Consider the following 23,330-nt stretch of genomic DNA (forward strand, 5'->3'; position numbering starts at 1 on the left):
AATATTCCATGATCCCGCAAGAAACCTGGGTGAAACTGGTCAGGAAAACATTGGTTGAAAGCGGTTGCAATCCAGCATTGATTCGCCCGCTCGACCCTGGCGCCACCGTGGAGATCACACTCAAGGATGGGCCCCCCTTGTTCATCACTTGCCTGGAGGAGCAGGTCATGCTCTGGAGCGACCTGTGCGAATTCCATGTCAGTCTCGTGAGATTGCGCTCGGAGGCGCTGCAGCAGGAAGTGATGACGCCGTTTCCCTACAGTGCCAGCAAGCAGCTCGCATTGCGCGAAAGTGAAGGAAATTTGCAGCTCTACACCGACCTGGACGACATCGACCTGAGCGATACCAAGGATCTGGGCCAGGCGCTGGAAGCCTTCCTGACCCGCCAGTTGCGCCTGCTGGACATCATACGGCAATGAGTTCGCAGCCACTCCGATTGCTGCGCCGCTTCGTGCATCCGCATTGCCTGTCCGGCCCCATCATCGAAGCGCCGTTACGCGACGTCGCGGTAGGCGAAGTCTGCGAGGTGCGGCGCCACTGGCAAGACGATGCCTCGGCCGCGCGCGCGCAGGTCGTCGGCTTTCGCGGCGATATGGCGGTGTTGAGCCTGTTGGGCAATCCGCGCGGGTTGTCGCGCCAGTCGCTGCTGCTGCCCACCGGCGCCTCTCTCACGGTGCCGCTGGACGACAGCGTGCTCGGCGCCGTGCTCGATGCCAACGGCCAGCAGGTGGCCCGCATGGCGCCGGTTGTTGCGTCCGGTTTCGCGCCGCATTGGCGCGCGCTGGATGCGGCGCCGCCGTCCCTGGTGCAGCGCCGGCCCATCAGCGAGGTCTTCCACAGCGGTATTCGCGTGCTCGACGGGCTGATTACTTGCGGCGTGGGCCAGCGCATGGGCATCTTCGCCCCGGCCGGCACCGGCAAGACCAGCCTGGTCTCGATGCTCATGCGACAGGCGCGCGCCGATGTGTTTGTGGTCGGCCTGATTGGCGAGCGGGGACGCGAAGTGACCGAGTTCGTCGAGCAGATGAAGTCCTCCGCCCACTGCGCCCGTAGCGTGGTGGTCTATGCGACCTCGGATGCCTCGTCCATCGATCGCAGCAATGCAGCCTTGCTCGCTACCACGGTGGCGGAGCATTACCGCGACCAAGGCTGCCAGGTCGTGCTGATCCAGGATTCGCTGACCCGCTATGCGCGGGCCTTGCGGGACGTCGGGCTGGCCGCCGGCGAGCCGCCGGCGCGCCGCGGCTACCCCGCATCGGTATTTGAAGCCTTGCCCCGCCTGCTGGAGCGGCCGGGCGTGACAGCCGAAGGCAGCATCACCGCCTTTTACACGGTACTGATGGAAAGCGATGAGGAAGTCGATCCCATTGCCGAGGAAATCCGCTCCATCCTCGATGGCCACGTCTACCTGAGCCGCAAGCTTGCGGCGCGTAACTATTACCCGGCCGTGGATGTGCTGCGCAGTCTGAGCCGTGTGGCTGGTCAGATATGTTCGCCAGGCCAGTTGCGGGCCGCAGGCGTCTTGCGCGAGAAGCTGGCCCGGCTGGAGGAGTTGCAGATGATGCTAGATCTGGGGGAGTACCGTCCCGGCGAGCACGCAGGCAATGATCGCCTGCTGGAGCAGCGGCCCGCGCTGGAGGATTGGCTGCGACAGGGCAGCGGGCAGGTCGTGCAGCACGAGGCCATGTTGACGGAGATGATGAATCTTGCCGCATAAATACCACGCACTGTTGCGGCGCCGCCAGCAGCGCCTGCGGACCAGCTTGCAACACCTGGCAGGCGAGCGCCAGCGGCTGGCCTCGATCGAAGATCACTGCCTCCAGCTCCAGGGCCAGTTGCAGCTCCAGGAGCAATTGGCTGGCGCCGGCGAGCTGGAGGGAATGAGCCTGGATCGCCAGAAACTGTTCGGCTGGCTGCGCAGCAGCGCCGTCGACCGTCGCCGCAGCCAGGCCCTGCGCCTGGAATTGGGGCAACAGCAGGAGTCCAGGCAGCAATGCCAGCAGCAAGTCGACACGCAACAGGTGCTGTGCCGGAAGCAGGAACAGCAGCTGGAGCGCTACCGCGAGTTCATGAAGGAAAGAAGCCGCAAGCAGCATTTGCGGCAGTTGGAAACCGAAGAATGTGAAGTGGAGGAAAGATGGTCATGGCCCCGATAAGGATAGCCCATATCCAACCAATGCAGGACGCCGGCAGGCTCGACGAGGGGCTGCGGGACCTGCACGGTCGCCTGGCCGACAAGCGCGATAGGCGCGATGAGCATATGCACGAGCACGACGAGGTGCGCGAAGTCTTGGCCCAGTATGGCCAGTGGATCTGGGGCATGCCGGAGAACCGGCCGCCATTGACGCCGCTGGCGCAGCCCACCAGGGAGAACGGCAGCATCGATGCGCTAGCCGCCATGCCCGAAGAAGGAGGGCAGGGAACGCACGGCTCGGCGCAGGATGGTGGGGCGAGGATCTTGTCCGGTTCGAAAAATCCACGGCCGTTGGCGCCATTGACGCCGCTGGCGCGCTCCGCGAAGGCGGACGAGGGCATCGGCGCGCTCGTTGCCATGCCCGAAGAAGGGGGGCAGGGAACGCGCGGCTCGGTGCAGGATGGCGGGGCGAGGATCTTGTCCGGTTCGAAAAATCCACGGCCGTTGGCGCCATTGACGCCGCTGGCGCGCTCCGCGAAGGCGGACGGGGGCATCGGCGCGCTCGTCGCCTTGCCCGAGGAAGGTACGCGGGGAACGCGCGGCTCGGCGCCCGCACGGGCCGGTGCGACGAGCGCGAGTCTCGTTGCGCATGGTGTCTTGTCCGGGCCGGAAAATCCGCCGTCGTTGGCGTCGGGAGCGCAGCTTGCGAAGGCGAACGACAGTGTCGGCGCGCTCGCCGCCGTGCCGGTTCAGGTAGCGCCGGACAAGAAGAGCGCCGAGGGCGGGGCCGATCGGCCAGACGCGGCGCAACACATGGTGGCAACACGCAAGCGCGCGATGGGTGTGGCTGGCGAAGCCGCGCCGGCAGTGCACGCAATGCCGGCAGCCGCGCGCGACGCCAGTCATGGCGCAGCCGCGCCGGCGGCCACGGCGCAGCAAGCCCGCGCCGGGCTCGCCACCGGCACCCGCCACGTCGCGGAGCCGGCAGCGCCGGCCCGGCAGGAATGGACCTACAGCTTCCGTTCCTGGGGGCAGCAGCATACCGTCAGCGTGACCGCCGGCACCGGCCAGACGGGCTCAGTGCAGATGGCGAACGCGCCGTTGTTGCTGCATCCCGGCAGCGCTTTGGTCGAACAACGCCTGGGGGCGCATGTCGACACCGCCGGCACGCCGGGACCCTGGCTCGTGCAGGAGCGCGAGCAAGGCGAGCATGGGCATGACCGACGGCATGGCCGGCACGCAAGCCAGGATGAGGAGGCTCAGTGAGCCATCCTCGTCTGCCAAACCTGCGCGCCGTGACGATGCGCGAAGCGATGGCGCGCGCGGCGCTGGCGAATTGGCCCCGGCGCAATCCGGCGCTGGCCGGGAAACTGGCCTATGGGCCCGTTCCGAAGACGCCGGCTTTGGTAGCGCTTCAAGCCTTCGCGGATGGCCTGTGCTGGGAGGGCTTTCTCGACCTGGACGAATGGCTGGCCAGCGTGGCGCCCGAAGTCGCCGCGCTGGCGGTGCGCCAGGGCGATGCCACGCAGTATGCGCGCAGCCTGTTCGAGCTTGCCGAGCAGCCTGTGGAGTTGCCCCTGCCCGAGCTGCGGTACGCCACCTTGTGCTTTTCAGGTACGGAACCGGCGCCGTCCTCTCGACTGTTGTCCGTCAAAACCCCGCAAGGGCGCGTGTGGCTGGACCGCTTCCCGGAAGTCTCGGCCATTCCGGCTGCGCCATTGTCGGCGGCTGCCGGTCAGCTGCCCGTGGCGCTGGCCTGGCGCCTGGGATATAGCCGGGTCAGCGTCGCCCTGCTGGCGCGCCTGGAGCGCGGCGATGTCTTGCTGATCGCCACCGAAACGTTTGAACTGAGTAGCGCCGACAAGGCGATTGCGCGCTACGGCATCAATGAAAATGGAGAAATATTCGTGAATTCAGACAACCCTATCGACAATCCGGCTGCCGCGAGCCAGGACGCGGGCAGTGCGTTCGCCATCGGGCACGATCCCGCACCGCACGCCGAGGCCAGCACTACCAGCCTGAGCGAGATTCCGCTACGGCTGGACTTCATCCTGCAACGCCGCGTATACACCGTTGCGCAGCTGGACGCCTTCTATCGTGGCCAAGTGCTGCAGCTCGATCCGCAAGCGGAAAAACAGGTGGAGATCGTGGCCAATGGCATGCGCCTGGCCATGGGGGAACTGGTCGAGATCAATGGCCGCCTGGGGGTGGAGTTGCATGAGCTTGGGGGTAAGCAGGCATTGTCCGGGGCGCCTCGTGTCTAATGACATTTCGCTCATTGGGTTGCTGGCATTTGCCACACTGCTGCCTTTCCTGATGGCGGCCGGCACCTGCTACCTGAAATTCTCCATCGTCTTCGTGATGGTGCGCAATGCGATGGGCTTGCAACAGGTTCCTTCCAACCTGGTGCTCAATGCGGTGGCGCTGATGATGTCGGCCTTCGTGATGCTGCCGGTGGCGCAGAAAGTCTATGACTACCAGCGTGAGAATCCGGTTGATTATTCCAGTCTGGCATCGGTTGGTTCCTTCGTCGACAACGGTCTGGATGCTTATCGCGACTATCTGAAGAAGTACAGCGACCCCCAGCTGACCGAGTTCTTCGATCGCATCCAGTCGGACCGTCAGCTGGAGCAGGGAGACCCGCGCATGCAAACGGAGCGCGTCTCGGTGTTCGCGCTGCTGCCGGCTTATGCGCTCAGCGAGATCAAGAGCGCCTTCAAGATCGCCTTCTACCTGTACCTGCCCTTCGTTGTGATCGATCTGGTGATTTCCAGCATCCTGTTGTCGCTGGGCATGATGATGATGAGTCCGGTGGTGATCTCGGTGCCGATCAAGCTGATCCTGTTCGTGGCGCTGGACGGCTGGTCCATCCTGAGCCAGGGATTGCTGCTGCAATACATCAAGCCGGCGGCGGGAGGCTGACTGATGGGCGATATCGTTTATGCCGGTAACAAGAGCCTGTACCTGGTGCTCATGCTGGTCCTGTGGCCGGTCGTGGTCGCCACTGTGGTGGGCTTGCTGGTCGGCCTGTTTCAGACGGTGACGCAGTTGCAGGAGCAGACGCTGCCGTTCGGCATCAAGCTGCTGTGCGTGAGCTTGTGTCTGTTCCTGCTCTCAGGCTGGTACGGCGAGGTCCTGGTCAATTTCGGGCGCGAAGTCATCCGCCTGGCGCTGAATTGAGGCAAGCGTAGCGGCAACATGCGGACCTCCCTGTTTTTCGACGTACACACCTGGATGTTGGGTGCGACGCTGGGTTTCGCCCGGCTGGCGCCCGTCTTCTTCATGCTGCCGTTCTTCAATAGCAGCGTGTTGAACGGCGTCGCCCGCAGCGCCGTCATCATGCTCGTGGCGCTGGCCTTCTGGCCGGTTCCCATCGAGGCCATGGCGCGCATCGAGACCGCAAGCTATCTTGCGGCCATCGTCCAGGAAGTGCTGGTGGGCGTGATCCTGGGCGCGCTGTTGGCCTGGCCCTTCTGGATTTTTCATGCGGTGGGCAACTTTATCGATAATCAGCGCGGGGCCACCCTGAGCAGCAGCATCGACCCCGCCAATGGCGTGGATACGTCCGATCTGTCCAATCTCTTCAATCTTTTCGCGGGTGTGGTCTATCTGCAAGGCGGGGGACTGATGGCCTTCGTACGGACCATTGGAGACAGCTACCGGCTGTGCGATCCGCTGCAGGGATGCCGGTTTTCCGAGGCGCCCTTGCTGAGCATGATCACCGGCCTGGTCACGCATATGGTGGTGCTGTCCAGTCCGGTGATTGCCGTGATGCTGTTGTGTGAATTCATCCTGGGGCTGCTGTCGCGCTTCGCGCCGCAGCTCAATGCCTTCTCGGTGTCGCTCACAGTCAAGAGCCTGGTGGCCATGGTGGTGCTGCTGATCTACTTCGGACCGATCTTCCCGGACGAGATCCTGCGTCTGGGCGAGATGGCGCGCAGCTTGCCCGACTGGTTCCGGAGCAACTGAGCATGGCCGAGAGCAAGACCGAGAAAGCCACGCCCAAGAAACGCCGCGACGCCGGCCGCCGCGGGCAATCCTTCAAGGCGCGTGACCTGGTGGTGGCCGCGCTGATGTTGTGCGGGGTACTGGCAGTGGTGTGGCTGGGCTCCCTGTTGCGACTGGGGGCGGCCTTCATCGGCGCCACCCGCAGCGGCTTTACGCTGGACCTGCATGACTATGTGGCCGAGGTGCTGTTGTTGGGCCTGCAGGTCATTCTGCCCATTCTGGCGGTGAGCGTGGCGGCCACGGTTTCGGTTTCGTTGCTGCAAAGCCGCGGCATGTTGGCCACGCAGGCCATCAAGTTCGATCTGGGCGTGCTGAACCCGATGAAGGGATTCAAGAAGATCTTCAGCGTGCGCACGGTCAAGGAACTCGTCAAGACCCTGTTGTACCTGGCCGCTTTCTGCGCCGCCATCGTGCTGGTGTGGAACGAACATCGCGAGCAGATATTCGCCCAGGTCCATGCATCGGTCCCGGCCATTATCGCGCTGTGGCGCAAGATGATCGTGGACATGGTGTTGGCGTGCCTGGGCTGCATCGCGGCCATCCTGGTTCTGGATGCGCTTGTCGAATTGTTCATTTACCTGCGCGACCTGCGCATGGACAAGCAGGAGGTCAAGCGCGAGCGCAAGGAGAACGAGGGGGACCCGATGATCAAGGAAAAGCGCAAGGAAGTGCGCATGGAATTGCTCACGGCGCAGGACAAGTACGACATCGAGAACTCGCGCATGGTCATCGCCAACCCGACCCACGTGGCCATTGGCATCTACTTCAAGCCCGAACTCAGCCCCATTCCGCTGGTGTCGGTGCGTGAGCGCAACCAGCGGGCCCTGGCCGTGCGTCGCTATGCCGAGCAGGTCGGCGTGCCGGTGATCGTGGACGTGCCGCTGGCGCGTCGTCTGTATCGCACGCACCGACTCTACGACATGGTCAGCCTGAAGGAGATCCATGCCGTGGTGCACCTGCTGCTTTGGCTGCAGGAGGTGGAACAGGCCGGCATGGGCGAGGAAAGTTGAGTGTGGCGGAGAAGGAATTTTTTGGAGCCGTCCGCATGCGCGTTTTTTTAATGCGCGGCGCGGACGGTCATTTGATACTGACGTTGTCGTTTGATGACGCGAAAGGAGCAGCAACATGAGTCATCAATATGGCCAGGCCGAAGAGAAAGACCTGGAAGTCATTCTCGATGCGGTCAACCAAGGAGTCACGCTCAAGGAAATCCATGGGATCTCCGACGAGCAAATGGACGGGCTATACCGTCTGGCCTACGACTTCTACCAGCAGGGGCGGCTGGATGAGGCGGAGAAGTTTTTCCGTTTCCTGTGCATCTACGACTTTTATTGCGTCGATTTTCTCATGGGACTGGCCGCGGTCTACCAGTTGAAGGAGATGCACCAGAAAGCCGCCGATTTGTATGCCGTCGCCTTCGCCCAGGGGCATGACGACTACCGGCCGATGCTATACGCCGGCCAATGCCAGCTGGCGATGGGTAAATCGGGAAAGGCCAGTCAATGCTTCAAGGCGGTGCTGGAGCAGGCCGACGACGAGGCATTGAAGGACGCAGCCAAAGCCTATCTGACGGTCTTGAAGCGCTACCGGTCCGGTGGGGCGGCAACCAAAAAACACAAGGAAAAGTGAGATGAGTACGGTCAACGCAAGGGCGCAGGGAAGCATCGATTTCCTCGCCAATCACGTCATGAATGAACGCGCCGGTCAGCTGGGGAAGATACCGCCCACAGTGCTTTGGAAGGCGCAGGAGGTTACCGCGGAACTGGCCGCGGTGGTTGCCGACGCGGCCGCTGAAACTGGCGGCACATCAACGCAGCACCGCGTCCAGGCCGGCGCCATGATCGATCGCCCGCAACTGGCGGCGCCCCGGTCTGGTGGCGGCGCCGCGACCGATACCCGGCAGGCTGGGCAGCTGCTGGCTTCGATGGCGAAGGCGCTGGAAAGCGCCAATCTGAGCAAGCTGGCCTTCAATGCGCATTCGGCCGCCGTGCGCGATGCCGTGCGCAACGCTGGCAGCGCGCGGCTGGCGATGGAATACGAGGCCGCCCAAGGCAAGGTGGCAGAGGCGCTCGATCAGCTCGAAGCGCTGAGCAGCAAGCTGGAGCAATCCGGCCAAGCCCTCGAGGAGGCGCAGCAGGAGCTGCTCAAGGCCGAGGCGCAACTGGCGGCGATGGATCCTGAGGCGCCCGGGTACGAGGCCGTTCGCCAGCATCGGGATGCCTTGCGCGAATCGGTGGCCGCGGCCATGGTTGACGTGACGCATGGCAAGCAAGCGGTGCAGGCTCAGCAGGGCCATGTCCTGGCTTTGCAATCGAAGGTCGACGAGTTGCTGGAAAAGGCCAATGTGCAGAAGGTTGCCGTGCGCGGCGAGACCATGAAGAGCGACGCCAGCAACATCGCCCGCATGCTGCGCTTGATGACGAAACTGGGAGAGCTTCTTTTCAAGGCTGGCGAGACCCGTTCGGAGGCACAACGGGAACTGCTCCAGGTGCAGGCGGACATCCGCTCCAAGAAATTGCTCAAGGATGCCGAGAAGGCCGAGAAGGATCTGGCCAAGGCCGAGGCGATGAACAAGGCGATGGGATGTGTCGGCAAGATCCTGGGCGCGGTGGTGACGGCGGTGGCCTTCATCGGCACCCCCTTCACCGGCGGCGTCAGCCTGGCCCTTGCCGGCATCGGCCTGACGCTGATGGTGGCGGACGGGATTTATCAGGCGGTCACCGGCAAGTCCTTCATGCAGGAGGCGATGGCGCCCGTGATGAAATTGCTGCAGCCCGTGCTGCAGTTCGTCATGGACAAGGTCGCGGGTATCATGACGGGCCTGGGGGTGGACGAGCAGACGGCCCGCATGGCCGCCATGATCGTGGTCTCGGTGGTGATGGCCGCCGCCGTGGTGGCATTGGCGGTGACCGGCGCGGGCAGTGCCGTGGCCAGCGCGGTTTCCAACGTGGTCGGCCGCTTGGGCTCGGTGCTCGGCAAGGTGATGGAAAAGACCATCGGCAAGCTGATCCCGGAGATGCTGAAGAAAGCGGTCACGCAAATGGCGCGCCAGGCATCCAACGGGGCGAGCCGCATGTTCGATGCCGTCAGCCAGCGCCTGGGCCTGTCCACCGATGGGGTCAGCAAGCAGATATATGCCCAGAATCTTGGGCGCATCGCGGCCGGCGTCAACTTCGGCAAGACCGTCATTACCAGTGGCCTGGACGTCGGCGTGCAGGTGGATAACCGCAAGGTCGCCGAGATTGTCGCCAGCATGAAGCTGACGATGAGCGAGCAGGAACTGATCAACGACATGTCTGCCAATCTGCTCGAGAACCTCAAGAAATCATTCGAGTCTTCGCAACACTTCTTCGCTTACGCCAGTCAAGCCATCAAGCAATATGCCGACACCGGCGTCGCCGCCGCGCGCGCCGTGCGCGGCGCTCATGCGGCCTGAGCGCCGTACTTCACGAAAAGGAGTTCATCATGGAAATTACATCGCAATCGGCCGTTTTGCGCGCCTCCCTGAATCTGACGGATGTATCCATCCAGGGAAAACAAGCGCAGGACTTGCACCCGATGTCGGAATTTCTCCAGGATCTGGAGTTGGACGATACCGCTCAATCGGCGCAGAGGCGCGAGTCGCTCAAGAATGATCTGGTCGGCATGTCGTCGGAGCAGCGCACCGAGCTCATCGGTATGCTCAAGCAACTGGCCGACGAGACCAAAGGCACGAAGATCGGCCAGATGCTCGACAGCAAGCTGCCTGGCGTGGAGGATGAATCGCGCAAGGGATCGGGTGTGGATCGCCTGTTGGAGCTGCTGTTCATGCTGATGGTTCTGCTGGGGCAGGTCAACACCTCCCGCAACCATACTGCGGCCGAGTTCGGCAAGATTTCGGTGCAGCAGGCCCAAGCCTCGGGCGCCAATGGCATCAGTGCCGCCAATGCCAACCTGGGAGGGGCGATCAGCGGAATGTTGCTCAGTACAGCTATGTCTGGCGTCGGACTTTTCCAGCACGCCAAGGGTACGACGGAGCAGATAAAAAATCTCTCCAAAAATGGCCGAAGCTTACGGCAGATGCACCAAGAGAATGCCGAGTTGAACAATGCGCTGAACCGTCAGGCCTCGCCGCTCAATAACGTCAACGGGCCGGGGCACGTGAACAAGCTCAATACCAACGGCAAGATCGCCTCATTGACGGACCAACAGCGCCATCTGACCGCAGAAGAACACGCGGTGCTGCGCCAACCGGGTTTGAGCCAGGAACCACATGCAGGCGAATTGGGGATAGCGCAGTACGAAAATCAGCAAAAGCACGGGCATCAGCAATTCAGCGGCCAGGTCGTCACTTCATTCGGACAGCCATTGTCCAGCACGGCGCAGGCCGGAGCGGGTACCGCCGCGGCTGCGGATAATGCCGTGGCCAAGCGCAACGACGCCGAAGGCGGCGTGGCCACGAATGTACAGCACAACGAAGAGCAGGCGGCGGAACGCTCGCAACAACTGTTGTCCAGGATATTGTCTTTGGTCGATACGGCATCGAATCGAAATCTCAGCACGATTGATTCTATCGTTCAGGCGATCAGGGTCTGACGGACGCGCATATGGAAATCACACAACACGCGCAACGATACATATCGCCCACCAAGAACGATGCTGTCGACCCCGATTCGGTTGGTCAGGAAAAAATCGAGGCCGGCGAATCGCTTGCCAGCGGCGCTGATGGCACTCGGGCAGCCAGCTACAAGACTTTGTTGGGGGCTGCCCTGGCTATGCAGGCAGCTTTTGAGAAACCCGGCCATGCGCGTACCAAGGTTCATGAGGCGATCCAGTCCGCACTGAAGAGAGGGCCAGCCGGCGGCATAGATCAACGTAAGCTGCCGGCCCTGCGGGAGGCGCTGGCGGACGCCATGCTGAGCGACAAGCTGGACCTTCCGCGCACAAAGGCGGCCGTGCAGCGTTTCGCCGGCCTGATGCAAAACGACGGCGCCGGCGATTCCAATGAACGGCTTCAGTCATTTGGCGCGTCGGCCGGGCCGGGGCAAGCAGGCACAGGCAACAGTCTCAACGAAATATGGAAGCAGTTGTCGGACGCGATTAGCCAGTGGGAAAACGGCAATCAGGACAAATATGCCGCCGCACTGGATCAATACACCAAGATGTACCAGGGAATCTCGGACATCCTCGGCAAATTCGGTCAATGGGTGCATTCCGATAACGAAAACTACATGAAGGTCGACTTCGGCGATATCAAGAAGGCGCTTGAGGGCCTGCTCAAGAAGTACGATCCGCCGTCGCAGAGCCAGCTCATCGCCGGCAAGGCGCCCAGGGGCGGGTTGACCCAGGACGAGGCCAAGGCGGTGTGCAAGCTCCTTGGCCTGGATGAGGGGCAGTGCTGCTACAAGAACTCCGCCGACGGCACATATTGCGTCATCCCCGATCTTAGCCAGGTGCGCAAGATGCGCGATGGCCTGCCTGCGCAGGAAAATGGCCACCGTATTTCGATTGCGTCCTATAACGCATGGAAAGCAGGCTTCGATTCGCAGATGAGTCGCGTGGAGGACAGTTTGCAGGCCCGCGGCCAGAAGGAGAACAATGACTATGGCAATTTCCAGAATTTCCAGAAGACCATCGTTGAGCTCATCAAGTCCATGACCGACATGCTGCGCCAGTTCCTGCAATTCTGATCCATCTTTTAAGGAGTCTTTCCATGTTCCCTTGGATTACTAATGGTGTGTCCATCAACATAGGGGATACCCCATATCAAACGGTTTCGTCGAATACGATGCTGGCTGCGCAGATCGTCGGGCTTGAAAGTTCGAATCGTCGGTATGAGGAGATGAAGACGACCTGGCCGGGTTCGAATTTTGAGCAAACGGGGCCGCAATTTCCCGCGGTTCGTCCTGCCTTTGAGCAATGGGTGATGGGAGCCACGGCAGGCCCGTACCCTGAGCGAAGGGGGACGGCGTCCACGGCAGGTCCGGCCCTTGCGCGAAGGGGGACGGCGTCCACGGCAGGTCCGTCCCTTGAGCGAAGGGCGACGGCAACCACGGCAACCACGGCAACCACGGCAACCACGGCAACCACGGCAACCACGGCAACCACGGCAACCACGGCAACCACGGCAGGCGCAGTTCTTGAGCAAAAAGGAGCGGGACTCGACCTGAATAAGGCGATGGATTCCCTCTTCACCGACCCCGTCCAACTGCGGAGGGTGCGCGATATGTGCGAACGAAGCACACCGAAAGCGCTTGGCGTTTTCGAGAAAATGGTCAACCGCCTGCTAGATATACGCAAGAGCGTCAATGGATCCGACACTTGTGATGCGCTCACACATGAACTGTACGCCCTGGTAATGCACGAGGGGCTGGGGAAGTATTCGGGTTTTGCCGGCGACAGGTCAGGCAATCTCCATGACGAGGTAGTGAAATTGGGTAAGCGCATTGCCAAGGCCCGGGAAGGCCACTCAAGGAGCAAGTCCTTCTGGAAATGGCGATGAAGCGCGATAGCCGTTTCGAGGATTTCCGCAAGATATTTGCTTGAATCACCAAGGGCATGCCGGGCATGCGGTTCAACTTCCTGCAATTCTGATTAATTTTTTTTAAGTTTATTTTTATGACACCTTTGAGTTCTGTTGGCACGTCCCCTGTTGAAAGCATTTTTATGCGTGGAGCGGATGAGCCGCCTACGCTATTGGGGCAGCAGTTCATTGGCGCCGGCAGTTCGAGCCGTTCGGCGGAAATCCAGGCCAGTAAGCCAGGCGTGCTGAGACTCTTTGATACGGTCCGGGATGAGGCAGTGGCCGCTCTCTTCGACAGCGCCGCCGATGGCGGGAAGGCGCGCCAGATTTACGACGCCGCATACGACGTTGCGCGTACCTCTGTCGAGGACATCGCCCTGGTCTTGTTGGCGCTGCGCCAGGAAGGCAATGACTCCGTCAATTGTGACGAGCTTGGGCGTAAGCTGTGCGCCCTGATGGTCAAGGATAAATTGAGGGCTGGATCGGGTTTTATCGCATACCGCCAAGGAAATCGCTATGACAAGGTGCAGGCCGCGCTTGCTCCCATCAACCGCGCCGTGCAGGGCGACAAGGCGATCTACGACAGGTTCCTGACGTCCCGTCTGGAGCCGGCCCTTCGCCAGTGTCTGGAAGCCGGCTCAGATGGCGCCAGCCAAAACGAGGAACAGCGCACTTTGGAGATATCGACACGCGCAGCCTATGCGGTCGAAAGCATGAGCGCCCCTTCTCTTCGCAAAGTCGGGAGCAGCGAGGCCGATATCCTGCGCGGAGCGGCTACCCGGTTGCGCGTGCTGCTGTACTCGGCCGAACTATACAAATTCCCCGCTGCGGTCGCGGCAAAGCCCCCGACGTTTGCCGATGCGGAAACGAACACGGCAGCCATGCCGCGGCAGGGTATAAGGCGTGGCGATAGCTATGGCTCGGATGGCGGCACGCTGTCCGATCAATCAGACGTAGCGTCTGAGATTGGGGAGGAACGCAATGGGCCAGGCGTATTCTCGCAGAGGGACTCTTCTTCCAAAATTACGATTAACTGGCCCGGAGATCCCAAATTTCCCGAGCAAAAACCCAGTGCCAATGTCAGTCTCAACGTGAATGTCAATGTCAACGTCGAAAACCCTGTTGAGAAGAAAGAGGCGGGGGAACCGGTGCCATCACAGCCCCGCGATAACCTCGCGGGTACGGGCGTTCCTCCAGGAATGGAGAATGTTCGTCATCCGCAGGGTGTAACGGCCGACGCCGACGATACCAAGGCGCACGGCCCGGCGAGCGAGGCAGCCGCCAGGTTGACGAGTTCATCGGCAGGATCGCCGCCGGATTCTTCGGCCAGTGCCGCAGCTTCCAATTCAGGGTGGGACGAAGTTGTCCAGAAGTACGAAGCTGACCATCGCGGTGAGGAAGACAATGCTGCCGGTTTTAGCAAGTTTGCCCGGGAGTTCGTACGTGACAATCCCGGGAAGTTGAAAGAAATTTCCAAGGAGTTTCAAGCTGTCCGATCCGGGGTGGATGTTTCGGATGAGTTCCAACGGGTGCGCGATAAGTGGGAGAGCCTTGGTGGCGGTGCGCCGGATTTAAAGAGTATCGCATCTCAGGGGCCCAATGGCACGCTAAAGCGTGGCGCGTCGATGCCTCATGCGCGACTGTCCACGACCAATCGGCCGGTGCTGGTCGGTCCCGCCTTCTATCAGGCAAGTCACGAAGAGGGCGCCAACAGGACGGGGGAAACCGAACCGGTTCCAGCACACTCCGACGGGATCGCCATGCAGGCGAGACAGGATGCCCAGGGGCCGCAAGTGGCCGTGGCCAAGGCGGAAAACGCCATGGGACACGGCGCGGTGAACGAGGCATCAGATACAGCGTCGCAGACGGCTTCTCAAGAACACAGCGCGTCGCTCGAGATACCACAAACATCAGCGCAGCCGGTTTTTCCGTCGAAAGCCGAGGCGCCGACAGACGCGCCACAGGAGGTTTCTTCGTCGGAATCCATGATTGGCTCGCCTGGCGTTTCCGACTTTGCCGCGCAACAACGCAATGCCCGCCCTGGCGATCTCAAAGCGGAAATCAATAAGATGCTCGATGAGGCGGAGTCACTTCAGCGAGACAGTGCGCTGTTCAAGGCGCAAGCAAGATCAGCGCAGCCGGTCTTGCCGCCGAAAGCCGAGGTACCGACAGAAGCGCCGCAGGAGGTTTCTTCGTCGGAATCCATGATTGGCACGCCCGACCTTTCCGATTTTTCCTGGCAACAAATCAGTGCTCGCCGTGCGGGTCTCAAAGAGGCAGTCAATAAGATGCTCTATGGGGAAGAGCCATCCCAGGGGATCAGCACGCTGGACAAGGCACAAGAAACGCCAGCGCAGCCGGATTTGCGGCAGAACACCGAGGCGCCGACAGAAGCGCCGCGGGAAGTTCTTTCATCGGAATCCACGGCTAGCTTTCCTGGCGCTCTCGGCACTTCCGTGGAGCAACGGCGCACGACTCCGGCCAGTTCCGAAGGGCTTGCCAAGAAGGCAGAGGTTGATGAACCGGTTCCGGCACCCCGCCGCCAGAACAGCGAGAATACGGGCGTTTCGTCCGCGATGGCGAATAACTTCCATCCGCAGCAGGCTGTCATCCAGGCGCTGGGCACGGAGACTGAGGTAGCGGGCACCTATGAGATGCTCACTCCGCTTCAGTTAAGCATGCCGCTCAAGGCGCAAGCAACATCGGTACAGGTGGATTCTCGGCCGGCAGCCGAGGAACAAGTAGCTGCGTCGTCGCAGGTTCCTTTGGCGGAATCTTCGGTTGGCTTGCCTTACGTTTCCGGTACTGTTGAGGAACAGCGCCTCGACAAGGTCAATCTGGATCATCAGAAAAGCTTCGAACGGCTTGACGGGTTCTTGGACGAGGGGCTGAAGGAAACGAAGAAGATCGATGCGGATCTCCAAGAGATGATCGATGAGTTCGAGTCACTCAAGGAACGCACCAAGCCGGTCGAGGAAGAGAAAGGCTCTGCGCGGTCGGATTTCCAGCCGGAAGCTGAGATAGCAACAGCAGCGTCGCCAAAGTATGCTGAGCCGGTGCCTGCACCGCGCTTGTCACCCGCCACATTGTCACTGACGCAACCAGAGTTGCTCTTGACAGGGGGGGCGACTATGTTCAGGAACATGCTTCCCAGGAACTTGTCGGAAACCAGTTCCCGGATCGAATTGCCCGTGGAGCCCCGCTTGACGGGGGCGCCGGTTATGACCCGACACAGGATGTTTCAAAGGGACTTGCTGGAAAGCAGCCGCCGGCTCGAACCGCCAGCGGAATCCCTCTCGACGAGGGCCATGGATACGCTCCGAGCCAGCGCGCTTCGCCAGGACTTCTCGCAAGGAAGCCCGCAGTTCGAGCCACGAGCAACATCGTCGCAGGCGAGTTCCCCGCGGGAGCCTTTGGATACCGAGCCTGGCGCTCGCGGCCTTTCCGGGCACCCATTGCAAGCAGGCCCTGTCCCGAGCGTTTCTGAAGGTCGCGACATCGTCGGGAGTGACGCCAAGACAATTGATGGCAAGCGTCCCGGGATGCCGGCTTATGTGCCGCTGTCCACGACCAACCGGCCGATACAGATCAGTCCCTCCATCCGTGCGTTCGAAGTTCCCGCTCCCACGTTCCAATATGACAAGTGGAAGGCGGCGGTATCGAGTACACCCAGAGGCCGCGATGGCGCGATCGGAAGTGACGCGCCGCTGCCGGAGGATGCCAATGCGACGCTGGAGCCTGACCAGTTCCAGTCGTTGTCTCCCGAGGGCTACTATAAGCTCGACCAAGGCCATGAGATGGAAGTGCGGGAGGATGGCAGTGTCGAATGGCGGCGATAAAAGCGGGAGGGGCCAGGCGTCGCCTTATATAACGTGGTCCACGGTCGCCCGGCCGGCGTTGGCCGGCTCCGCCTCGAGGTGGGTGTCCGGCGCCGGGAATGAGCCAGCGGTCGCTGGAGGAACATGATGCCTTGCGGTGAATTTTTCCCCTAAGTGCGCGGCTTTCCGCGGGTATGTTTCATGACCGCCGGGCTGTCGGCCGTACAGGCGTAACCGGTCTATGACCTGGGCGCTGACCGGCCGGATCTGCTGCAGGTCGCGCACATGCGTAAGTCGCAATGCCTGTGGCCGTTCGAGAATGATCGCAAGAGCATTATTTCCATGGGTGACATGCGCCGGGCCCAGCAATTTTGATTAATTTTTTAAAGAAGCTTTGCATGACCGCTTTGAATAATGTTGATGTATCCCTTGTCTCAATGAAAGCCAGGTATCAGGCGACTGAGCCATCTACGTTAGTGGCTGAGTTGCTCTGTAATGTCGGGAGTACGAGATGTCGGTTCGAGAAATCTTTGGATGAGAGCCTTGATGGCGCTGGCAGTACGAGCCCTTTGTGTAAGGATTTCCTGGAAAAGTACCATGGTGGCCCTGGCGGTTCTAGCCGTTCGTCGGAGGCCGTTTTGGCGAGGTACGCCAGTAGCAACGTCGCTCGCAATAACCGCGCGTTATTGGTTGGGTTTGGCCTGGAAGATGGATCGGACGATTTCAACCGAGGCGTTCTTGGCCATGCAGGCGAGGAGCGTCCCGGCATGGCGATTTCGTCGGATGGCGCAGCCAATCCAGTCGAACGTCTGATCGCCGATTGGCGTCGCGATGTTCCGAGCAGCGTTGCAGAGCAGCGGCGCGTGACCGAAGACCTGAGCAGCATTGCAGAGCAGCAGCGCGTGACCGATGACCTTCCGAAAGTGGTAGGCGTTGTTCTAAAACCTTTTGCACCGATGGTTGTCGATGCAGAGGCGATGATGAAGACCATCCAACCAAAGAACGTCATGGGCGGCGAGGGAAATGTCTGGCGCGATATCCAGATGGTCGAGATGCGGTCAGCATCGCCTCAGACGGATTCTCAGCCGGAACCTGCAGCCAGCTTGCCTGGCGCTTCCGGATTTTCCGGATTTTCCGGGCAAAAGATCGAAGGGGGCAATGTCGCCAAATCCAAGGGCGGCAGGAATGTTTCTCCTCTGATCCAGAAATTGACGGCCGAGCTCGAGGCCCTCGGTGTCAATGCATCGGATTCGGCACCTGCCAAAAAGATCGGAGGGGGCAATGCCATCAATATCAATGCCGGCCGGAATGGTCCGGATACGATCCAAAGAACGAACGCGATGCTCAAGGCTCTTGGTATCGGTGACGAGAATCGTGCCTCGAGTGGCAACGTGCTGCTCAATGACTCAGACATATCGTCGCTGGATGGGTCGGAAAGCGCTGAATCAGACATAGCGTCGCTGAGCGAGACGGACGCAGCATCAGAGATAGTGTGGCTAAGGCCACAGTCGAACCCAATGAGTGTACCTCCGGTTCCTCAGCAACACCTCCAGGACGAGGGGCGTACGGAGGGCAGCGGGTTGGGCCAGACAGAAACAACATTGTCGCAGACGGGGTCTCCGCACGCGCTTGAGATTGGCTTGCATAGCGTTTCTGGCTCTTCCGGACAACGAGGCAATGACGATGGGCCGCATCTGGAAACGCGTCAACAAGAGTTCTCAAGCTCTGATCGGATCACTGAAATTCTTCGTGGTTGGCAGCCGGGTGTAATGGGCTCCAAGAGATATCGCTCAGAGGGCAACATGCCGCCCAATGAGCCGGACAGAGTGTCTCTGAGTGGGGAGGAAAGCATTGGGCCATACATAAACCTCAGGAATGTATCTGGGGTGCTCCGGCCATACCTCCTGGAACACTACGATATCTCGATCGGAGAGGGTGGTATCCATCACATCAATGCCGGCAGGAAGGTTTTGAACAGGATCCGAAAATCGTTCAAGGTTCTCTGGCAGCGGATTCGGCACGTATCCCAAAGGATATGGCATCCCAAGGCCACAAACGGCGCGGCCGAACGTGGGCGCTGACACTTTGTACACCGTGGTCCACGACCGCCCGGCCCCGGCTCGGGGAGGGGCGGCGCCGGGGAGTGAACCAGGTGCATTCGCGGGAGGAGCATGATGACTCGCGATGAATTGCGCACTCAGGTGCGCAGCTTTCTGGGGGAATATTTCATGACCGCAGGGCTGCCGGACGAACAGGCGCTATTGGTCGATGACCTGGGCGCTGACTCGCTGGATCTGCTGCAAGTCGCGTACATGCTCAACGACATGTTCGATATAGAGATCGATGCCGAGGCGTTGCCCCAGCTGCTCACGGTGAGCGGCGCCTGCGACGTGGTGGAGCGTTTGCGCGGTAAGACGATTATGGTAACGAGGGAGTAAGCATGATCACCATCGCCGAAAAAGAAGTGCCTGCCAGGGAATTGGCCGGCGCGCAGGCGGATGCGAAGTTTGAACCAAAGATTGAAGCAGCTGCCAAACGGGCTGTCTTGCGGCTATTGAATGGCCCCTTGTGCGGCTGCGAGTACGCATTGCCGGAAGGCGCGACACTTGTGATCGTGGGGCCGTCGGACAAGCTGATGGAGCAAGGGGGCGATTTCCCAGAAGGCACGATCGTTTTGCCGATGGAGGGCGGTAGCAATTTTGAGGTACTCATTGATGCCGATGCGGGCGATGGCTTTCGCCTGCGCACGCTGCATCCGCAGCCGCAGGAACGGGCTCAGGACTTTCAGCAGATCTGCCATGTCGGTCCGCTGGATTTCGCGGTGCGCGCTGCGGACAGCGAATGGGAGCCTGGCATCGTTGGCGCCGAAGCATCGCTGACGGAGGTCGCCGCCACAAAGCCGCGTCGTCAATCCAGGCTGTTGGCCGCGCTGGCGGGCTTCATCGTGCTGGCCGCGCTGTTGGCTTCCGGCCTGCTGTACTGGATGCATCTCCAGGGGGAGCGGCGTGTGGCTGATGCGGCGACCGTCGTGGCGGGCAATAGTGGCCAGTATCGCTTGCTTAAAGGGCATGACGATTTGGTTTATCTGTTCGCGCAGAACGAACGAGATGCCTTGTGGGCCCGGCAGGCGCTCGCTCGCGAGGGCATGGCTGCCTCGGTTCAGGTGGCCACGCTGCGGACGGAGGAGCAGCGCATCGACAAGCTGTTGCGGGAAAACTGTCCTTCCTTGGTTTTCCATCGTCTCAAGCTGGACGATCCGGCGCGGCCGCTGCTGATACTGAGCCAGGAGCGCACCCACCTCGACCAGCAGACGCAGAAATCACTGCTAGGCAGCCTGCGCAGTTGGATGCCTTATGCCCAGAGCATCGGCATGGCCAACTGGTCCGATGAGCTGATTGACAACCAGGCCCGCAGCGGCCTGGACCGCTTCGGGATCGACTACCGACGCCAAAGCAATGCCGACAGCGTCACATACACGATCGCCAGCGGGCTGAGCGACGTCGACCTGGCCCGGCTGCAGGAATTTACCGAGGCGTTTTACCACGACTTCGGTCATCGCTATGTCCATTTCTCGGTGGTACTCAAGGACAAGCAATTCAAGGGCAAGTCATTCAAGTATGGCGGCCCGGAGTATTTCAAGCTGACTCGTCAGCATTGGTTTTTCCCACATACACTTTAAACAGGAGGTTTTATATGGCAGATGCAACAACGCCTTACCAAGGCGGCGGATTGATGGTGGAAACGGCAGAGAGCTTTGAGAAGGGGGGCAGTCTGCTCTTTGCCCGGGAGAAGGACCTGCGTAGCCAATTGGCCGGCAACGGCACTACAGGTTCCGGCAGCACCGACCCGGCTTTGCTGGCAGAGTACCAGGCGGTGATTTCCGAAGTCAGTATCTTGCGCAATGCCCAATCGTCCACGGTAAAGGCGTTCAAGGACACGGACGCCACCATCCTGGCTAACTTCCGCTGATATCGGAAGGCCATTCAAGTATGCATCAGACAGTTATTACAGCAATCCAGCCCGGCGACTCCCCGCAGGCGGTCGATATCACGCCGGAAGAGGTCTCGACGACCTCGCTGGACGATCGCCTGCGCGACGCCTATGCCTCCACCTCGGTGCAGGTGCAGGCCGAATACGCTCACATCCTGGCCAAGGCCAACGACCCCGTCTACCTGTCCGAGCCGGGAAGCTTGTTTGCACTGCAGGTGCGCGTGGGTGAATACAGCCAGAAGGTGCAAACCATCGGCGTTATCACGCACAAGGTGACGGGTACCGCTGAGACCCTCATGCGAGCATGAAGCGGCTGGCCATTTCCGTACTGTTGTGCCTGCTGCTGGCGGCCTGCGGGCGCGAAGGATTGCTGCAGGCGCTGGACCAAGGACAGGCCAACGAGGTGTTGGCGGTCCTGTATCGCCACAACATCGATGCGACCAAACGGGACAATGGCAAGAACGGCTACAGCATTGAGGTCGACAAGCCCGACTTTGCGGCGGCCGTCGATATCCTCAAGGCCTATGACCTGCCTTCGCGCAAGACCGTGCAGATCGCCGACATGTTCCCGGCCGACAGCCTGGTGACTTCGCCGCGTGCCGAGAAGGCCCGGCTCTATTCCGGGATCGAGCAACGACTGGAGCAGTCGCTCCTGACCATGACCGGCGTGGTCACTGCGCGGGTGCATGTAAGCTATGACATGGATGCCGGAGAGGGCGGCCGCAAGGCACAGCCCATTCATCTGTCGGCCCTGGCCAGCTATGAAGGGGAGGTCGATTCGCCGACGCTGATCAACGATATCAAGCGCTTCCTCAAGAACAGTTTCGCAGAGGTCGAGTACGACAATATCTCGGTCGTGCTTTCTCGACGAGGCGAGTTGCAGCATGAAGCGCCGCGCTTGGCGAGCAAGCCTGGTCAGCCGCTGCCCGTCATGATCGCTGCACTGGCGGCGGCGATCTTGGGTGTGCTGGCATGGTTGGGCTGGCGCTATCGCGGGCCGCTTGCCAACCTGCGGCCGCAAAGACCATCCGGTAGAGACCAATGAATCTTCAGTTGCCTGATCGGCCTGCGTTGCACGACGCTCCGGCGCGGCTCTTGCTGGATCCGTTGGCCTATGTGCATCCCGATCGCATGCGCCTGGCGGCCGGGTTGGGAAATCCGCGCCAGCGCGCCGTGGTCAATCGCCTGCTGCTGGGCCAGGTAGCGACCGTGGGCAGCATCCGGGACGTGCCGGACCATCTCTTGCTGCGGCACTGGCAGCAATGGCCCTACATCTGTGCGCTGCTGGGGGCCCAGGTGCTGAAGGCAGAACTGGTCTGGCGTGGGAGATTGCTGCGCCTGCCGTTGCCGGTGCGCCGGTTCATGGCCTTGTCATGGCCGGTCATGCCGTCCACTCCGATGGCCGCGGGCGGCGCGAGCATGGGAGGCGACTCGCTGCTGGCGGTTCAGGCTACGGGCCTGGCGTTGGTATTGGCATGGCAGCAGCAGGCGCCGGCCGACTTGCAGGCGTGCATGCGGTTATTGTTTCCCCCGGACCTGGACGCTTGTTTCGATGCGCCGCGCCGGCCTGTGACGGTGGGCGAGCTGTTCCTGATTTCTCAAGCAATTGACTATGCCAAAAATTATCCATACCGTCTGTGAAGTCATTCCTGAAGAAGGAGTGCGCATCCGCAGCGCTTATTTGCGCAATAATCTGCGCGCCTCGGCGGTGCTGGACCATGCCCGTCGGGCAGCCGGCGATCTGGTGGCGCAGGCACAGGAGGAGGTCGCCGACCGATACCGGGAGGCGCGCGCCGAAGGTTACGCGGCGGGAATCTTGCAAAGTCTGACGGTGGTGGCGGATTACCTGGCCGACCACGCCGTGCTGGCGGCACGGCTGCAAGAGCGGCTGCGCGATGAAACCGAACGCTTGCTCAGGTGCAGCGTAGACGACCCGGAAGTGGTGATGGCGGCCTTCGAGGAATGCCTGCGCGAGCAGTCCGGCGGCACGGCGGAAAACGTCCCGCTGGAACTGTTGCTGCCCGATACCTTGCGCGCCGGGCATCGCTGCCTGATGGCACGGTTGCAGCAGCGTATCTCGGCGCCGATCGGCATCGACTATCACCCTCACGATCGCTTCGTGTTACGGCATGGCGACTACGTCGCCGAATTCTCTGCGGAGGACTTTGTGGCTAGCGCCAGCTCCCGCGTCATGGCCAGACTACAGTCGCTGCACGCTGCCTGCGCCGCTGCCGCCGACATCGGCCAGGAACGCTTGGCGGCGATGCTCGAACCGGCATCCTCACCTATTCCAAGATCGTCACCGGAGCATCCATGATTTCCCCATTGTCTGGACCCCATCAGAGTATCCTGTCGACCAATGAGCCGTCGCCGGTCAGCCTGGAAAGCCGTCTGGCCAACCAGGCGCAGCCCGAGGCCGAGGATGGCGCCATCGATCAGCTTTATGCGGAGCTGAAACAGCGGTGGGAGGCCAATCCTGCCTTGAGCAGCAATGAGATCATCGATTGCCTGCGCAATTTTGTGGCTGCCGATGGCAGCACGCCCTACAAGGCAATTCCTACCCACATGAAGGCGCTCAGGGCTGTAATGGAGCGGCTCAAGGAAGACGGCGGGGAGGGCAGCGAGGCCTATGCCGCGCTGTACAAAGGCATGGGCCTGGCAGTGGTGTCGAACGGGATTTTCAACAACTTTATGATAAAGATGATCTTGCAGCCGGAAACCCCCGAGGCGTGGTAAGCCATCATTGCGCCACTTTGAATTGATGAGAGCGCGCGACAGGACCAGCGCGGCCAAACCGTTCTTGCCGCAGCAGTTTGCTGACGATCATCAGGGTATACAGCCGCGGGCAAGCGCGGCTGTAATGTTTTGGGAATCGTAT

At 61.1% G+C, this 23,330-nt stretch carries 24 protein-coding genes; all 24 read left to right on the top strand.

Annotated features, from left to right (window positions below; genetic code table 11):
• Positions 1-8 precede the first annotated feature (8 nt).
• The 24 genes from FB598_RS08730 to FB598_RS08845 all read left to right on the top strand — a co-directional run bounded on the left by FB598_RS08730 (position 9) and on the right by FB598_RS08845 (position 23,188).
• Positions 9-419 carry a hypothetical protein gene (locus FB598_RS08730; protein WP_141913545.1) on the top strand — a complete coding sequence of 137 codons (411 nt, stop codon included), beginning with the start codon at positions 9-11 and terminating at the stop codon, positions 417-419.
• Positions 416-1,717, top strand: a complete 1,302-nt coding sequence (gene sctN / locus FB598_RS08735; RefSeq protein ID WP_141913544.1) for a type III secretion system ATPase SctN — start codon at positions 416-418, stop codon at positions 1,715-1,717. Before FB598_RS08730 ends, sctN begins: the two co-directional genes overlap by 4 nt.
• Positions 1,707-2,156: a hypothetical protein gene (locus FB598_RS08740; RefSeq protein WP_141913543.1), complete on the top strand. Its 450-nt coding sequence runs from the start codon at positions 1,707-1,709 to the stop codon at positions 2,154-2,156. Before sctN ends, FB598_RS08740 begins: the two co-directional genes overlap by 11 nt.
• Positions 2,138-3,400, top strand: coding sequence for a hypothetical protein (locus FB598_RS08745; protein WP_141913542.1), 1,263 nt, complete (start codon positions 2,138-2,140; stop codon positions 3,398-3,400). Before FB598_RS08740 ends, FB598_RS08745 begins: the two co-directional genes overlap by 19 nt.
• Positions 3,397-4,398, top strand: a complete 1,002-nt coding sequence (locus FB598_RS08750) for a FliM/FliN family flagellar motor switch protein (protein WP_141913541.1) — start codon at positions 3,397-3,399, stop codon at positions 4,396-4,398. Before FB598_RS08745 ends, FB598_RS08750 begins: the two co-directional genes overlap by 4 nt.
• The gene (locus FB598_RS08755) at positions 4,352-5,056 is read left to right on the top strand and encodes an EscR/YscR/HrcR family type III secretion system export apparatus protein (protein ID WP_221292235.1); all 705 of its coding nucleotides are present in this window, start codon (positions 4,352-4,354) and stop codon (positions 5,054-5,056) included. The genes FB598_RS08750 and FB598_RS08755 overlap by 47 nt, the downstream gene beginning before the upstream one ends.
• 3 nt (positions 5,057-5,059) lie before the next feature.
• Positions 5,060-5,314 (top strand): EscS/YscS/HrcS family type III secretion system export apparatus protein, encoded by a 255-nt coding sequence (locus FB598_RS08760; protein ID WP_141913539.1) that lies wholly within the window; start codon positions 5,060-5,062, stop codon positions 5,312-5,314.
• Between the two features lie 18 nt (positions 5,315-5,332).
• Complete coding sequence (gene sctT, locus FB598_RS08765; RefSeq protein ID WP_141913538.1) at positions 5,333-6,103, top strand: type III secretion system export apparatus subunit SctT; 771 nt, start codon at positions 5,333-5,335, stop codon at positions 6,101-6,103.
• 2 nt (positions 6,104-6,105) lie between these two features.
• Positions 6,106-7,152 carry an EscU/YscU/HrcU family type III secretion system export apparatus switch protein gene (locus FB598_RS08770; protein ID WP_221292236.1) on the top strand — a complete coding sequence of 349 codons (1,047 nt, stop codon included), beginning with the start codon at positions 6,106-6,108 and terminating at the stop codon, positions 7,150-7,152.
• A gap of 115 nt (positions 7,153-7,267) precedes the next feature.
• Positions 7,268-7,771, top strand: coding sequence for a type III secretion system translocator chaperone SicA (sicA, locus tag FB598_RS08775; protein WP_141913536.1), 504 nt, complete (start codon positions 7,268-7,270; stop codon positions 7,769-7,771).
• Between the two features lies 1 nt (position 7,772).
• The gene (gene sctE / locus FB598_RS08780) at positions 7,773-9,578 is read left to right on the top strand and encodes a type III secretion system translocon subunit SctE (RefSeq protein ID WP_141913535.1); all 1,806 of its coding nucleotides are present in this window, start codon (positions 7,773-7,775) and stop codon (positions 9,576-9,578) included.
• A 29-nt stretch (positions 9,579-9,607) separates the two neighbouring features.
• Complete coding sequence (locus FB598_RS08785) at positions 9,608-10,717, top strand: IpaC/SipC family type III secretion system effector (RefSeq protein ID WP_141913534.1); 1,110 nt, start codon at positions 9,608-9,610, stop codon at positions 10,715-10,717.
• An 11-nt stretch (positions 10,718-10,728) separates the two neighbouring features.
• A complete protein-coding gene (locus FB598_RS08790) occupies positions 10,729-11,811 on the top strand; it encodes an IpaD/SipD/SspD family type III secretion system needle tip protein (protein WP_141913533.1) in 1,083 nt (360 codons plus the stop codon).
• Positions 11,812-11,834: 23 nt separating this feature from the next.
• Complete coding sequence (locus tag FB598_RS08795) at positions 11,835-12,623, top strand: hypothetical protein (protein WP_141913532.1); 789 nt, start codon at positions 11,835-11,837, stop codon at positions 12,621-12,623.
• A 116-nt stretch (positions 12,624-12,739) separates the two neighbouring features.
• Positions 12,740-16,483 (top strand): hypothetical protein, encoded by a 3,744-nt coding sequence (locus tag FB598_RS08800; RefSeq protein ID WP_141913531.1) that lies wholly within the window; start codon positions 12,740-12,742, stop codon positions 16,481-16,483.
• A 377-nt stretch (positions 16,484-16,860) separates the two neighbouring features.
• Positions 16,861-18,543: a hypothetical protein gene (locus FB598_RS08805; RefSeq protein WP_141913530.1), complete on the top strand. Its 1,683-nt coding sequence runs from the start codon at positions 16,861-16,863 to the stop codon at positions 18,541-18,543.
• A gap of 90 nt (positions 18,544-18,633) precedes the next feature.
• A complete protein-coding gene (locus FB598_RS08810; RefSeq protein ID WP_141913529.1) occupies positions 18,634-18,900 on the top strand; it encodes an acyl carrier protein in 267 nt (88 codons plus the stop codon).
• A gap of 2 nt (positions 18,901-18,902) precedes the next feature.
• A complete protein-coding gene (locus tag FB598_RS08815; protein WP_141913528.1) occupies positions 18,903-20,141 on the top strand; it encodes a PrgH/EprH family type III secretion apparatus protein in 1,239 nt (412 codons plus the stop codon).
• Positions 20,142-20,155: 14 nt separating this feature from the next.
• Positions 20,156-20,431 (top strand): EscF/YscF/HrpA family type III secretion system needle major subunit, encoded by a 276-nt coding sequence (locus FB598_RS08820; RefSeq protein WP_304599179.1) that lies wholly within the window; start codon positions 20,156-20,158, stop codon positions 20,429-20,431.
• A 20-nt stretch (positions 20,432-20,451) separates the two neighbouring features.
• Positions 20,452-20,760: a type III secretion system inner rod subunit SctI gene (gene sctI, locus FB598_RS08825; protein WP_141913527.1), complete on the top strand. Its 309-nt coding sequence runs from the start codon at positions 20,452-20,454 to the stop codon at positions 20,758-20,760.
• The gene (locus FB598_RS08830) at positions 20,757-21,497 is read left to right on the top strand and encodes an EscJ/YscJ/HrcJ family type III secretion inner membrane ring protein (protein ID WP_141913526.1); all 741 of its coding nucleotides are present in this window, start codon (positions 20,757-20,759) and stop codon (positions 21,495-21,497) included. The genes sctI and FB598_RS08830 overlap by 4 nt, the downstream gene beginning before the upstream one ends.
• Before the next feature lie 71 nt (positions 21,498-21,568).
• Positions 21,569-22,093, top strand: coding sequence for a hypothetical protein (locus FB598_RS08835; RefSeq protein ID WP_255515756.1), 525 nt, complete (start codon positions 21,569-21,571; stop codon positions 22,091-22,093).
• Complete coding sequence (locus FB598_RS08840) at positions 22,065-22,769, top strand: hypothetical protein (protein WP_141913524.1); 705 nt, start codon at positions 22,065-22,067, stop codon at positions 22,767-22,769. The genes FB598_RS08835 and FB598_RS08840 overlap by 29 nt, the downstream gene beginning before the upstream one ends.
• Complete coding sequence (locus FB598_RS08845) at positions 22,766-23,188, top strand: hypothetical protein (protein WP_141913523.1); 423 nt, start codon at positions 22,766-22,768, stop codon at positions 23,186-23,188. Before FB598_RS08840 ends, FB598_RS08845 begins: the two co-directional genes overlap by 4 nt.
• Positions 23,189-23,330 lie beyond the last annotated feature (142 nt).

Source organism: Herbaspirillum sp. SJZ106 (assembly GCF_006715495.1).
Classification (GTDB): Bacteria; Pseudomonadota; Gammaproteobacteria; order Burkholderiales; family Burkholderiaceae_D; genus Herbaspirillum.

What these genes read in the sequence shown, in the direction of transcription:
- FB598_RS08730 (WP_141913545.1), top strand. Translation starts at nt 9, where the DNA reads ATGATCCCGCAAGAAACCTGGGTGAAACTGGTCAGGAAAACATTGGTT.
- sctN (WP_141913544.1), top strand. Translation starts at nt 416, where the DNA reads ATGAGTTCGCAGCCACTCCGATTGCTGCGCCGCTTCGTGCATCCGCAT.
- FB598_RS08745 (WP_141913542.1), top strand. Translation starts at nt 2,138, where the DNA reads ATGGTCATGGCCCCGATAAGGATAGCCCATATCCAACCAATGCAGGAC.
- FB598_RS08755 (WP_221292235.1), top strand. Translation starts at nt 4,352, where the DNA reads ATGAGCTTGGGGGTAAGCAGGCATTGTCCGGGGCGCCTCGTGTCTAAT.
- FB598_RS08760 (WP_141913539.1), top strand. Translation starts at nt 5,060, where the DNA reads ATGGGCGATATCGTTTATGCCGGTAACAAGAGCCTGTACCTGGTGCTC.
- sctT (WP_141913538.1), top strand. Translation starts at nt 5,333, where the DNA reads ATGCGGACCTCCCTGTTTTTCGACGTACACACCTGGATGTTGGGTGCG.
- FB598_RS08770 (WP_221292236.1), top strand. Translation starts at nt 6,106, where the DNA reads ATGGCCGAGAGCAAGACCGAGAAAGCCACGCCCAAGAAACGCCGCGAC.
- sicA (WP_141913536.1), top strand. Translation starts at nt 7,268, where the DNA reads ATGAGTCATCAATATGGCCAGGCCGAAGAGAAAGACCTGGAAGTCATT.
- sctE (WP_141913535.1), top strand. Translation starts at nt 7,773, where the DNA reads ATGAGTACGGTCAACGCAAGGGCGCAGGGAAGCATCGATTTCCTCGCC.
- FB598_RS08785 (WP_141913534.1), top strand. Translation starts at nt 9,608, where the DNA reads ATGGAAATTACATCGCAATCGGCCGTTTTGCGCGCCTCCCTGAATCTG.
- FB598_RS08790 (WP_141913533.1), top strand. Translation starts at nt 10,729, where the DNA reads ATGGAAATCACACAACACGCGCAACGATACATATCGCCCACCAAGAAC.
- FB598_RS08795 (WP_141913532.1), top strand. Translation starts at nt 11,835, where the DNA reads ATGTTCCCTTGGATTACTAATGGTGTGTCCATCAACATAGGGGATACC.
- FB598_RS08800 (WP_141913531.1), top strand. Translation starts at nt 12,740, where the DNA reads ATGACACCTTTGAGTTCTGTTGGCACGTCCCCTGTTGAAAGCATTTTT.
- FB598_RS08805 (WP_141913530.1), top strand. Translation starts at nt 16,861, where the DNA reads ATGACCGCTTTGAATAATGTTGATGTATCCCTTGTCTCAATGAAAGCC.
- FB598_RS08810 (WP_141913529.1), top strand. Translation starts at nt 18,634, where the DNA reads ATGATGACTCGCGATGAATTGCGCACTCAGGTGCGCAGCTTTCTGGGG.
- FB598_RS08815 (WP_141913528.1), top strand. Translation starts at nt 18,903, where the DNA reads ATGATCACCATCGCCGAAAAAGAAGTGCCTGCCAGGGAATTGGCCGGC.
- FB598_RS08820 (WP_304599179.1), top strand. Translation starts at nt 20,156, where the DNA reads ATGGCAGATGCAACAACGCCTTACCAAGGCGGCGGATTGATGGTGGAA.
- sctI (WP_141913527.1), top strand. Translation starts at nt 20,452, where the DNA reads ATGCATCAGACAGTTATTACAGCAATCCAGCCCGGCGACTCCCCGCAG.
- FB598_RS08830 (WP_141913526.1), top strand. Translation starts at nt 20,757, where the DNA reads ATGAAGCGGCTGGCCATTTCCGTACTGTTGTGCCTGCTGCTGGCGGCC.
- FB598_RS08840 (WP_141913524.1), top strand. Translation starts at nt 22,065, where the DNA reads ATGCCAAAAATTATCCATACCGTCTGTGAAGTCATTCCTGAAGAAGGA.
- FB598_RS08845 (WP_141913523.1), top strand. Translation starts at nt 22,766, where the DNA reads ATGATTTCCCCATTGTCTGGACCCCATCAGAGTATCCTGTCGACCAAT.